12 protein-coding genes are annotated in these 12,904 nt (G+C 33.6%); 4 read left to right on the top strand and 8 right to left on the bottom strand.

The window, feature by feature from the left end:
• Nucleotides 1-153 precede the first annotated feature (153 nt).
• The 3 genes from typA to AC1RPG_RS05880 all read right to left on the bottom strand — a co-directional run bounded on the left by typA (nucleotide 154) and on the right by AC1RPG_RS05880 (nucleotide 3,231).
• Nucleotides 154-2,001 carry a translational GTPase TypA gene (typA, locus tag AC1RPG_RS05890; RefSeq protein WP_481761702.1) on the bottom strand — a complete coding sequence of 616 codons (1,848 nt, stop codon included), beginning with the start codon at nucleotides 1,999-2,001 and terminating at the stop codon, nucleotides 154-156.
• Between the two features lie 165 nt (nucleotides 2,002-2,166).
• A complete protein-coding gene (locus tag AC1RPG_RS05885) occupies nucleotides 2,167-2,940 on the bottom strand; it encodes an inositol monophosphatase family protein (protein ID WP_481761701.1) in 774 nt (257 codons plus the stop codon).
• Nucleotides 2,941-2,952: 12 nt separating this feature from the next.
• Nucleotides 2,953-3,231 (bottom strand): UPF0223 family protein, encoded by a 279-nt coding sequence (locus tag AC1RPG_RS05880; RefSeq protein ID WP_481761700.1) that lies wholly within the window; start codon nucleotides 3,229-3,231, stop codon nucleotides 2,953-2,955.
• 238 nt (nucleotides 3,232-3,469) lie between these two features.
• Between AC1RPG_RS05880 and def the strand changes: the two genes are divergently transcribed.
• Nucleotides 3,470-4,018, top strand: a complete 549-nt coding sequence (gene def, locus AC1RPG_RS05875; RefSeq protein WP_409022787.1) for a peptide deformylase — start codon at nucleotides 3,470-3,472, stop codon at nucleotides 4,016-4,018.
• Nucleotides 4,019-4,093: 75 nt separating this feature from the next.
• Here the strand turns inward: def and AC1RPG_RS05870 are convergent, their stop codons facing one another.
• Entirely contained in the window at nucleotides 4,094-4,573 is a 480-nt protein-coding gene (locus tag AC1RPG_RS05870) for a hypothetical protein (RefSeq protein WP_409022393.1), read from the bottom strand.
• 229 nt (nucleotides 4,574-4,802) lie between these two features.
• Here AC1RPG_RS05870 and AC1RPG_RS05865 point away from each other — a divergent pair, with 229 nt between their 5' ends.
• The 3 genes from AC1RPG_RS05865 (at nucleotide 4,803) to AC1RPG_RS05855 (ending at nucleotide 7,760) form a co-directional block, all read left to right on the top strand.
• A complete protein-coding gene (locus AC1RPG_RS05865) occupies nucleotides 4,803-5,021 on the top strand; it encodes a DNA-directed RNA polymerase subunit epsilon (protein WP_409022392.1) in 219 nt (72 codons plus the stop codon).
• Nucleotides 5,018-6,694: a ribonuclease J1 gene (gene rnjA, locus AC1RPG_RS05860; RefSeq protein WP_409022391.1), complete on the top strand. Its 1,677-nt coding sequence runs from the start codon at nucleotides 5,018-5,020 to the stop codon at nucleotides 6,692-6,694. Before AC1RPG_RS05865 ends, rnjA begins: the two co-directional genes overlap by 4 nt.
• Before the next feature lie 118 nt (nucleotides 6,695-6,812).
• A complete protein-coding gene (locus tag AC1RPG_RS05855; RefSeq protein ID WP_481761699.1) occupies nucleotides 6,813-7,760 on the top strand; it encodes a diacylglycerol/lipid kinase family protein in 948 nt (315 codons plus the stop codon).
• A gap of 42 nt (nucleotides 7,761-7,802) precedes the next feature.
• Here AC1RPG_RS05855 and recD2 read toward each other — a convergent pair whose 3' ends face one another.
• The 4 genes from recD2 to mnmA form a co-directional block, all read right to left on the bottom strand.
• The gene (recD2, locus tag AC1RPG_RS05850; RefSeq protein ID WP_481761698.1) at nucleotides 7,803-10,262 is read right to left on the bottom strand and encodes an SF1B family DNA helicase RecD2; all 2,460 of its coding nucleotides are present in this window, start codon (nucleotides 10,260-10,262) and stop codon (nucleotides 7,803-7,805) included.
• Between the two features lie 15 nt (nucleotides 10,263-10,277).
• Nucleotides 10,278-10,937: a tetratricopeptide repeat protein gene (locus AC1RPG_RS05845; RefSeq protein WP_481761697.1), complete on the bottom strand. Its 660-nt coding sequence runs from the start codon at nucleotides 10,935-10,937 to the stop codon at nucleotides 10,278-10,280.
• 9 nt (nucleotides 10,938-10,946) lie between these two features.
• A complete protein-coding gene (locus tag AC1RPG_RS05840; protein WP_481761696.1) occupies nucleotides 10,947-11,603 on the bottom strand; it encodes a histidine phosphatase family protein in 657 nt (218 codons plus the stop codon).
• Nucleotides 11,604-11,709: 106 nt separating this feature from the next.
• Complete coding sequence (mnmA, locus tag AC1RPG_RS05835) at nucleotides 11,710-12,849, bottom strand: tRNA 2-thiouridine(34) synthase MnmA (protein ID WP_409022386.1); 1,140 nt, start codon at nucleotides 12,847-12,849, stop codon at nucleotides 11,710-11,712.
• Nucleotides 12,850-12,904: the final 55 nt, after the last annotated feature.

Here is a 12,904-nt window from a genome sequence, read left to right as displayed (position 1 = left end):
TTTCTTGCAAAGTGACCATCACATTTTCTTTAGAAATGTTGTTTTTCATCGATTTTATTCTCTCGTGACTCCTAATAGTATACCATATTACTATTTATCATGATTAAAAAAAAGAGTTGAAAATGAACTTAATCATTTTCAACTCTTTTTAAATTAACCTTTTTTTGAATCTGTTTTATGTTGTTTTTGAGCTTTTTCACGCATATTTGTATCTAAGATACGTTTACGTAAGCGTAAATTATTTGGTGTGATTTCTAATAATTCATCCGTGTTCAAGAATTCCAATGATTCTTCAAGAGTAAGAATAGTTGGTTTCTTGATTGAGGCTGTTTGATCTTTATTAGAAGAACGAACATTACTCATAGCTTTTCCTTTAGTAATATTTACAGAAATATCACGTTCACGGCTACTTTGTCCAACAACCATTCCTTCATAAATATCAGTAGTAGGTGTTACATAAATTGTTCCACGTTCTTCAATACTCATAATTGAATATGTTGTAGCTTTTCCTGAATTAATAGAAACTAATGCGCCATTACGACGACCAGGTTCCCAGTTACGGATAACTGGTTTGTATTCAGAGAAAGTATGATTTAAGATACCGTATCCACGAGTCATTGAAAGGAATTGTGAATCATATCCAATTAAACCACGAGTAGGAGCTGAGAAAGTTAAACGAGTTTGGCCGTTATTACCGGTCTCCATGTTAATCATTTCACCCTTACGTTGAGCCATTGTATCAATAACACCACCAGAATATTCATCAGGTGTATCGATTTGGACGCTTTCAAATGGTTCTTGCATCTTGCCTTCGAATTCACGGTAGATAACTTCTGGACGTGAAACTTGAATTTCATAGTCTTCGCGACGTAAAGTTTCAATTAAGATTGATAAATGTAATTCTCCACGACCTGAAACAACCCAAGCATCTGGAGAATCTGTATCTTCAATTTTCAATGAAACATCAGTATGCAATTGTAATTTAAGACGATCTTCCATCTTTCGAGCAGTAATGTTTTTACCATCTTGTCCAACAAATGGTGAATCATTCGTTCTGAATGTCATTTGTAGTGTAGGTGGATCAATACGCATTAATGGTAATGCTTCTTGATGATCACTTGGTGTTACAGTTTCACCAACGAAGATGTCATCCATCCCTGAAACTGCAATTAAATCACCGGCTTTAGCTTCATTAATTTCAACACGATCTAAACCGAAGAAACCAAAAAGTTTTGAAACACGGAAGTTTTGAACTGAGCCGTCAAGTTTAATAACAGAAACTTGATCACCAACAGCAATTTTTCCACGGAACACACGACCAATACCAACACGACCAACATATTCATTATAATCCAACATTGAAACTTGGAATTGTAATGGTTCGTCACTGTTATCAACTGGTGCAGGAATTGTATTTATAATTGTTTCAAAAACGTCATCCATAGAATGTTTTTGAGTTTCGATATCTGGATCCATACTTGATGTACCATTGTATGCACTAGCATAAATAACAGGGAAATCAAGTTGTGCTTCATCAGCACCTAATTCAATAAACAAATCAAGAACTTCATCAACAACTTCTTGTGGACGAGCACCCATACGATCAATTTTGTTAATAACAACGATTGGTACTAATTGTTGTTCTAAAGCTTTTTTCAAAACAAAACGTGTTTGAGGCATTGTTCCTTCAAAAGCATCAACGACAAGTAAAACACCATCAACCATTTTCATGATACGTTCTACTTCACCACCGAAATCGGCATGTCCAGGTGTATCTAAAATGTTAATTTGTTTGTCGCCAACTCTAACAGCAGTATTTTTTGATAAAATTGTAATACCACGTTCTTTTTCAATATCATTTGTATCCATGGCACGGTCACTAATTTCTGAATGGCCATCCAATGTATCTGATTGTTTTAATAATTCATTAACTAATGTCGTCTTACCGTGATCGACATGGGCGATAATCGCAATGTTACGAATGTCATCTCTTGTTTTCAAGTTTGTTCTTCCTTTCGTTGGAGCCTTAATATTTTTACGAATAATAACTACAGTTCACTATTATAGCAGACAATTAACACACTTACTAAAAGTTTTCATACTTTTTCATAAATAAATCGCATAAAAAAACTGCGACTTGTTAGTCACAGCCACAACGCGATTCTACTAAAAACTATTTAGTAGTTTTAAAATGTCCTCTTGTGCGTTTTCCGTTGCTATTAATACATCTGCTGATTGTAACATATCGAGCTCTAACCCGTCAATTGTTTTCACGGTGATACCAAGAGTTTCCGCCAATATTTTACCGGCTGCAAAATCCCATGGTTTTAAGTGAGAAACATAACCAATTTCTTGTCCACGTAATATGTGAACAAACTCAATACCGGCACTTCCATAAACCCTAGCACCTGAACTATGTTGAACAATTGATTGTAAATGCTTATAGTCCATCATTAACATAGGTGAGCTACAACCTAGCAAGCCATCCTTAAGTGCTATATTTTCAGGCTTTTCAAGTTTTTTATCGTTGGCAAAGACGCCCCTATCTGGCCCACCAGAATATAAAACATTATTCATTACATCCATAATGAATCCCAATTTTCCAATACCGTTTTCATAAATACCAATCATAATCGCGAAATGATCTTTCTGTTTGACAAAATTCATTGTGCCATCAATTGGATCAACAATCCAAACAGTACCATCTAAATTTGTTACATCATCCCCAAAACCTTCTTCACCTAAAATTTTGGCTTTCGGATCAAAGGTACGAATTTTGTTTACTAAAAATTTTTCAGTCTGTTTATCCATATTAGTTACAAGATCAACTCGACTACTTTTTGTTTCAACAGACAATGGATTTCCAAATGCATGAATAATATTTTCACGTGCCTCTGTCAGCCAACTTTTAACCTGATAATTAACCTCATCAATATTCAAATCATAACCTCCCTATTGGTTAATTTTAATAACGTCCCTTGTACTCTCTCTTGCAAATTTCATTGTACGATAAATACTAAAACCTGATTCATCTTCGTACGATCTGCCTATTTGTTTTTCCTCCATTTTGGAAGGAACAATTTTTTTAAACTCACGATAATTATAAAGCAATTCTTCTCGATCAATACCTGTAGAATTTGCTAATTCTATTGCTTTATAGAATTCACTGACAGAGATAATTTCTTCAGTAGTCCAATGTGCTTCTAATGGGTAATCAATTTTATTATTCATAATTTAGTGTGTTAAACTCCCTTTATTTTTACTTTATTTAATTATTGAATTAATTTTCAACTAATACTTTCAATATACTTGAAAGTAATTACTATGTTTCATTTTACAGCAATCCATTAAAAACTAAAAGAAATGAAACATAACTATTAATTTTCAAATGGCCTACAGATATGATTATTTTATGCTACAATGTACCGTAGAATATTAATTTGGAGGTACTATTTTGATTAAAATAACAATGAAAAATATCATTCGTGAAGGTAATCCAATTTTACGAAATCGTTCAAGCGAAATGACTTTTCCGCTTTCAGATGATGATAAACAACTCGCACATGATTTAATGGAATTTTTAGAGAATAGTCAAAATGAAGAAATAGCTGAAAAATATCATCTACGCGCAGGTGTTGGCTTAGCAGCTCCGCAATTAGCAATTTCTAAACGAATGACTGCTGTCTTAATCCCTGGCCCAGAAGGTGAAGAGCCCACACTTAAACAAGTGTTAATTAATCCTACTATTTTAAGTCAGTCAGTTCAAGTTGCTGCACTTTCAGAAGGTGAAGGTTGCTTATCAGTTGATAGAGATGTCCCTGGATATGTGCCAAGAGCTGATCGGATTACACTTCGTTACTTTGATATCGAAGGTACACAACATAAAATCCGCTTGAAAAATTATGAAGCAATTGTAGTCCAACATGAAATTGATCATTTAAATGGTATATTATTCTTTGATCATATTAATACTGACAAACCATTTGCTATACCGAACGATGCTATTATGCTTGAATAAATAACTAAAGAGTTTCTCCAATAATTAATTTATTGAAGAAACTCTTTTTATTTCACTTTAAACATACTGTTTGAACTATACCTTTTTTAAATCTTTAGTATACATAATTGTCTCAACATTAACCAAATGTGCTACCTCTAAATGTAAAATACCGTCTAAATACCAAAGATCTGTTACTTCAAATGCCGATTTTGCTTCGACACTTTTTTTAACCAGGTTCATCATTTCAAATTCTTCAAATAAATTGAAAAAAATGTTTCTTATTTTCCCGATATTCTCTTCTGAAGGAGACTTCATCTGAAATTGATACTCAAATACCATGACCCTCTTACCCCAAACCTTTGAAACAATTTCTGTAACCCTTAGTATTTCAGAATTAATACCATATTCATTACCATGTAGTCTATTTAAAGCAAATTCAACCGCATTATCTGTAATAAGTTTGCTTTTATTTTTAAGAATAGTAATCTGTCTATTTCTTTTCAGACGGTTATAATTTAAAATTATGATGATCATTAAAACCACTACAGTCACTATTTTAACTACCAACCACATTTATAAAACACCACTCTTCCTTATACGATAACTTTTCATAATTATAACATGTCTGTTAAATTTTATCCTTTATAAGTCTATTCAAATCGGTCTATTCTATACTTAAATAATAATATATGATAAAATATAAATTATATGTTGTGCAGACAACCCCCAGTTCGGTTTCTAATTTCCATTTCAAATCATTTTAACCAAAATGATATCAATTTAATTTAAAGGAGTTTTACAAATGATTTTTAAAGTTTATTATCAAGAAACACAAGATAGAAATCCACAAAGAGAAGAAACAAAATCACTTTTCCTTGAAGCAAGTTCTGAAATTGAAGCTCAAAGTATTGTTGGTCACCAAACAACACATAACATTGAATTCATTGAAACATTATCAGATAAAGCTTTAGCATATGAAAAGGAAAACCCTACATTTAAAATGACGGAGTTTTCTGAATGAAAAAGATAAATGTTAAAAATAACGAGACTGGTGTTTTTGCAGTCGGCGGATTAGGTGAAATTGGTAAAAATATGTACGGCATCCAGTTTCAAGATGAAATTATCGTCGTCGATGCAGGAATCAAGTTTCCGGAAGATGAGTTATTAGGAATTGATTACGTTATTCCTGATTTTCAATACTTAGTTGCCAATCAACAAAAAATTAAAGCATTAGTTATCACCCATGGTCATGAAGATCATATTGGTGGTATTCCCTATTTATTAAAACAAATTAATGTCCCAATTTATGCTGGACCATTGGCTTCAGCATTAATCAAAGGAAAATTAGAAGAACACGGGTTACTTGCCACAACAGAAATGCATGAAATTGAAGAAGATACTGTTCTTAAATTCAGAAAAACGAGTGTGTCGTTCTTTAGAACAACTCATTCAATTCCTGATACTTTAGGTGTCGCAATCAAAACGCCATCTGGTAACATTGTAGTCACTGGGGACTACAAATTTGATCTAACACCTGTTACTAATCAGCCGCCCAACCTTCAAAGAATGGCTCAACTTGGTGCTGATGGTGTACTTTGTCTACTATCTGATAGTACAAATGCAGAAATTCCTAATTTTACAAAATCAGAAAGATTCGTTGGTAAATCAATTCGACGAATTTTTGAAAAAGGTGAAGGCCGCATTATCTTTGCTACTTTTGCTTCAAATATTTCCCGAGTACAACAAGCTGCTGAAGCTGCTGTTGCCAAAGGCCGTAAAATCGCTGTCTTTGGACGTAGTATGGAGGCAGCAATTGTTAACGGACGTGAATTAGGATACTTAAATATTCCAGATGATGCCTTAATTGATGCACGTGATATTAATTCATTACCCGCAAATGAAATTTTAATTTTATGTACGGGATCACAAGGTGAACCAATGGCAGCTCTTAGCCGTATCGCTAATGGGACTCATCGTCAGGTTTCTATTCAACCTGGTGATACTGTTGTTTTCTCAAGTTCTCCAATTCCTGGTAACACAATCAGTGTAAACCACGTTATTAATGAACTTTCAGAAGCTGGAGCAACTGTTGTCCATGGTAAAGTAAATAATATTCATACTTCTGGTCATGGTGGCCAAGAAGAACAAAAATTAATGCTCAGTTTGATGAAACCTAAGTATTTCGTCCCTGTCCATGGTGAATATAGAATGCTTAAAATTCATACTGGATTAGCTGAACAAATTGGCGTTCCAAGAGAGAATAGCTTTATTATGGAAAATGGTGATGTCTTAGCTCTAACTAGTGATTCTGCTCGAATTGCTGGTCATTTTGAAGCTGATGATATTTATGTCGATGGTTCAGGAATTGGTGATATCGGTAGCGCTGTCCTAAATGATCGACAAGTCCTTTCTGAAGAAGGCCTTGTTGTTGTCGTTGCAACGATTGACATGAAAAAACATGAAATTCAAGCAGGACCAGATTTATTATCTCGTGGATTTGTCTATATGCGCGAATCAGGAGAATTAATTAATCAAGGTCGTCGTCGCTTATTCCGTGTCATGAGTCGCTTATTAAAAAATGATAAAATTACAGAAGCCATGATTAATGATGCAATCGTTGATGACTTACAAAAATTCTTATATGAACAAACTGAACGTAAACCAATGATTTTACCAATGTTAGTTATCGTTTAACAAAAATAGCTCAATATTCTAATTAGAATATTGAGCTATTTTTATATAATCAAAATTTATCTTTAAATCCTTTTAAATTTTAGTTATAATTATTAGTATTAATTAAGGAGGGAAGTTCATGAATCAATATTTCATTATCGTTAATGAGTCTGCTGGAAGTGGTCGTGCTAAACAAATTTGGCAATCTATTGAAAAAAAATTAATTTCTCAAAATGTCTATTTTAAGGCCCATCTGACAGACTATATTGGTCATGCTTCCCTTCTAACGGAAAATTACGCCAGACATTATCACCCCATCGAAACAGACAATAATCAAATTATACTAGTTATTGGCGGCGACGGTACTTTAAATGAATGTATCAATGGTGTTAAAAATGCGAACACATTTGATATCCCAATTGCCTATATTCCTGCAGGATCAGGAAATGATTTTGCTCGAGGTGTCGGTATCCCCAAATCTCCACTTGTAGCTCTTGAACAAGTATTAAACACAACTTCACCTAAACTATTAAACTTAGGTGTCATGCACGAATTATCACGGCATGAAAAAAAATACTTTATAAATAATGTTGGCGTAGGTTTCGATGCGCAAATAGTAAGTATCGCAAATCAATCAAGTTCAAAGAAACTATTGAATAAACTTCATCTAGGATCGCTTACTTACTTAAGCGCCCTATTAGGAACTTTATCAAGACAAGCTGCATTTCCCATAACTGTCCGGGTGAATGGCCATCAAGAATTTTATCAAAATGCCTTTCTTGTAACAACATCAAATCATCCCTACTTTGGTGGCGGTGTTCCAATTTTACCAATGGCAGATCCGACAAAAAATAATTTAGACTTAATTATCATTGAAAAACCTAGTGCACTAAAATTAATCTATCTAGCCATTTTACTGAAATCTGGTAAACATATTAACCAAAAAGGTGTTCACCATTTTACATCAGATAAAATTAAACTTTCCGTTGACTCTTTAGAGTACGGTCAAATGGATGGTGAAGACCTAGGAACCCGTTTCTTTGAAATTGAGTATAGCGTCTTATCATACCCATTTTGGATTAACTAAAAAGCCTATATATCTCATTTAATTGAGATATATAGGCTTTTTCTATGGTCGGCTATTCTCCATTCCAATCATTGGATCAATTGAACCATCCATAATATTGTCGTTAGTTAAAATAAATTTTTCAATTAAAGTTGGAACAGGCGGAGCTATTTTAATAGATTTTTTAGCTAGTTGGCTCTCTTTAATCGAATCATCAACTTTTTTAATATCACCATCAAAAATCTGTTCAATTCGTAATAATAACGTTGTTTTTCTATTGGCTGATTCATTCTCAACACATTCTTCAAATGATTTTTCTTCGCCAAGCAAAATCAATAACTGGCTAGCACGGGTAATTGCGGTATACAGTAAATTACGTTTAAGCATTCGCTTATACTGCGAAACCATTGGCAAAATAACCATTTTAAACTCACTACCTTGAGACTTATGAATAGATGTGCAATATGCCAAAGTTATTTTTTGCCATTCATTTCGCCTGTAAGTCACTTCTGTTTGATCAAAAGCAATAACTAGTTCGTCTACCTTATCTTCGCTATCTTTGGCCAATGTAATTCCTACAATCTTACCTATATCTCCATTAAAAACATTATTTTCAGGACTATTAACAAGATGTAACACCTTGTCACCAATTCTAAATTTTTGATCTCTAAAAAGTACTTCTTTTTGTCTACTATTTTCAAGTGGATTCATAATATTTTGTAACATTTCATTTAAACGATTAATTCCCGCCGCACCTCGATACATTGGTGCCAGAACTTGAATATCACTTGAAGTGAACCCTTTATTCTTAGCTCGTTCAACAACCTGTTTAATAATTGATTCAACTTGAAATTCACGACTCGCGAAAAATGAACGATCCTTTTGATTCTGTGTAAAATCAGCAGGTAATTCACCTTTTTTTATTGAATGTGCGAGTGAAATTATTGATGACCCATCACCTTGACGATAGATATCCGTTAATTCTTTTCGCTCAAGATAGTCACTTTTCAATAAATCATAAAATGTTTGCCCAGGACCAACAGAAGGCAATTGATCTTTATCACCTACAAAAATGACTTTCATATCTGTAGGTATTGCATTCATTAATGTATTCAATAAATACGTATCAACCATCGACATTTCATCGATAATTAATAAGCCACCTTCTAAATCTTTCGTTTCAACATCATTATTCGATTCTCTTCCAGTTAGTCCTAAGAGTCTATGGATTGTACTGGCAGGTAATCCAGTCGTTTCAGTCATTCTTTTTGCTGCTCGCCCAGTAGGTGCAGCTAAAAGAATAGGAAATGTTTGTCCTTCTCCATAACTACTAAGATCGAGCGAAAAGTCATTTAATTCCGCAAATAACTCCACGATACCATTAATAACGGTTGTTTTACCCGTTCCTGGGCCACCTGTTAATAAAAATATCTGTGAATTCATAGCCGCCCTAATGGCATTAATCTGTGACTCACCATAATTCATATCAAGTTTTTTTTCAATCTTACGAATTGCTTTATCAATATCTTTTTCTGCTAACTTACCTTTTTCTTGCCCCGATGAAAGTAATCTTTTTAAATGTTCAGCAATTTGGTATTCTGCATGATACAGATTTTTTAAATAAATACGCTGTTCATCACCGACAACGAGTCCTGATTTAGCTAAATTAATGAGTTCTTTTGAGATTGCCTCAGGGTTTATTCTGACTCTTCGACTACTCTCTAATAATCGTAAAGATGCTTCCAACAACGGCTCTGCAGTCGCATAGGTATCGCCATCTTGTTGACATAAATCATTGATACTTTGCAAAATACCTGCTTGTATTCGACCTGAAGAATCAGCTGCAAATCCTAATTCTCCAGCAATTTGATCTGCCTTTTTAAAGCCAATATTTTCAATATCATTTACTAGTTGATATGGATTTTCTTGAATAATTTCAAGGGTTTTTTCTTTATAAGTTTGATAAATAGTTGCGGCTAATTGACTACCAAATCCAAAACCATTTAATCCAATAATAATTTGTTCCATCCCATTATTTACTCGAACAGTCTCTAATATTGTTGTTTTCTGCTTGTTTGATAATTCTAATGAATCAAGTACAGTATCATCTGCTAATATTTTATCAATTGTTTTCGTTCCTAACTTTTCAACAATTGATTCCGCAGTCTTTTTCCCAATCCCTTTAAATTCTGAGCCAGATAGATAGGTAATAAGCCCCATTTTTGAAGTAGGTGTTTCATTTTGATAATTACTCGTTTGAAATTGTTTCCCATATTTGGGATGCTCAACTTGTTGACCATAGAAGCGGTACGTAGATTCCTCTTTAATGTCAGCAAAATTACCAGTAACAACAACCTCATCTTCAGGCCATTCCAAATTACTTTCAATACTGTGAATTAGAATCACTTTATAAAAACTATCTTGGCTTTGAAAAAATATGGTTGCAACCTTACCAACCAAGTAAGCTTGTGTTTCATCACTTTGAGGATCATCATTAAATAAATTTAGTTTCTGAACAACCATTATTTCACATCCTCTTTATTTATCACGTAATTTTATAAACGATTCTATTTCACTTAATCTTTGTTTTTGTGCCTCAAAATAGGCCTGATTGGCTATTTTTGAACGATCAAAATAAGTATTGAATTCAATTCCTAAAACCATATTAGCTAAGCCTCGTTGAAAATTAGCCTTTGCATTATTTTCATCTATTTTAAGAACTAAGTCATAATATTTACCAGCATTTTCAAACTGACCCAATGCTAAGAAAATATCGCCAATTAATTCGTTGGCGTCCATATTTTTAGGATTTATTTCTTGAGCCGTAATCGCAAATACTAATGCTTGTTGATACAGCTCTTGAGCCATATATGATTGTGCTAACATTAAAAAAGCTGTTTCTTTCAACTTTTGATTAGTTACTTTTTGAAATGATTGAATTGCTTCAGAATACAGTTCTGCCTCGTAAAACACGTTACCAAGACCATATTGTAATAAATCAACTTGTTCATTTTTCTCATCAAAATATCCAATAGCTTTTTTATACAGTTCTTCCGCCTGAGGGTAGTCTTTTACTTTTGTTAAATAACTACCTAATTCATAATAAGCCGTTTGATTATTAGGTTCTTTTTCAACCTTTTCAACTAATTGATGAATAATATGTTTTGATTCTGCTTCTTTTTCTTCTCTCTTACCCATTATTACTCCTTAAACGACATCACTTTCATCGCGTATTCTATCCAAATAACTAGTATCATTCCATTTAACTAATTTAAATTCGGTTCCATTTTGTGTTTCCAAAATAGTCGTACTAGTATTCGATAAGCCACCTTGTTTACGGAAGTCTTTCAGCGGTACTCCTAATAAATCGTGAATCAAGGCACCAAGCGCCGCACCATGACTAACAATGATAATATTTGCATCTATTTTATTTTGGTCAACAATTTTTTTAATTGTTGGAACCATCCGCTTTAATAAAGCTTGAAATGTTTCGCCATTAATATTTTTAGGATCATATTTATCGGGATGATTACGGAAGGCATCGAGTTCCTCAGGATACTGAACAGCCACATCTGTAAACTTCATGCCTTCCATTTTCCCTAAATGAAATTCTTCTAAGTTATCATTCAAAATAACATCCAAATTTTGGTTTAGGCCTGTATTAATTAAATTTGCTGTGTCCTTTGCACGCTTAATAGGACTTGAATAAATAGCATCAAATTTTATTGATTTAAGTGCTTTGATTAATTGTTGTATTTCTATGTAACTTTGTTCAAGTAAGGGTGAATCTCCATTCGCACCTTGGTATCGTCCCTCAAGATTCCATTCTGTTTTGCCATGTCGAATAAAATATATATTAGTCATCAGTCAATAAGACCCCTTCGTTTTTTCATCTCTATTATATTATGCCACAAATATAAAAAGGCACAAACAAAATATTTGTTTGTGCCTTAACTATTATAAATTCAATTTAAACATATTGTAATTGTTTTGATCCCTCAGTTGACTTTTTAAATGCAGCGTCAATGATACCACTACCTAAGCATTCTGCGCCATCGTAAAAGACAACAGCCTGTCCAGGTGTAATAGCACGTACTGGTGCATCAAATTCAACTGTAGCTTCTGTACGGTCATCATTTAAATGAACCGTCACACCAACATCAGTTTGACGGTATCTAAACTTAGCAGTGATATGGAAATCATTGCCAAAGCGATCGATTGGTGCCATAAAACTTAACTCTGATGCTTCAAGATAATCGGCATAAAGTAAATCATTATGGTAACCTTGTCCAACAATCAATGTATTTGTTGCTAAATCTTTACCTACAACGAACCAAGGATCGTTACCTTCACCCGTACCACCAATACCAAGACCTTTACGTTGACCAATTGTATAATTCATAAGACCATAATGCTCGCCCATTTTTACACCGTCAACAGTCATCATATTACCCGTTTGTGCTGGTAAATATTCACCAAGGAACTTTGTAAAGTTTCTTTCGCCGATAAAACAAATACCTGTTGAATCTTTTTTCTTAGCAGTTGAAAGTCCAGCTTCTTCAGCAATTCTTCTAACTTCTGGTTTTTCAATGTTTCCAATTGGGAACATAACTTTTTGAATTTGTTTTTGTGATAATTGACTCAAGAAATAAGTCTGATCTTTGTTACTATCATCCCCACGTAACATATGCATAATACCGTCAGCATCTTGCTCAACTTGTGCATAATGTCCCATTGCGATGTAATCAGCATCAAGTTCCATAGCATAATCGAAAAATGCTTTAAACTTAATTTCTTTATTACACATCACATCTGGATTTGGTGTCCGACCCTTTTTATATTCATCCAAGAAATATGTGAATACGCGATCCCAATATTCTTTTTCAAAATTAACGGAATAATAAGGAATTCCAATTTTGTTTGCTACTTTAGCAACATCTTTGTAATCTTCTGTTGCAGTACAAACACCCATTTCGTCCGTATCGTCCCAGTTTTTCATGAAGACACCAACTACATCATAACCTTGTTGCTTTAATAAATAAGCAACAACTGATGAATCGACGCCACCACTCATCCCAACAACGACACGAGTTTTACTATTATCTGGCATACTATCACCATCATTTCAATTAGATTCTGAAAAAATCTACGATTTGAAGGTCGCA

The organism is Dellaglioa sp. CoH-57-MRSF-18, from assembly GCF_056781995.1.
Note: the sequence above shows the minus strand (reverse complement) of the source record. Positions and strands in the feature narration are given on the sequence as shown.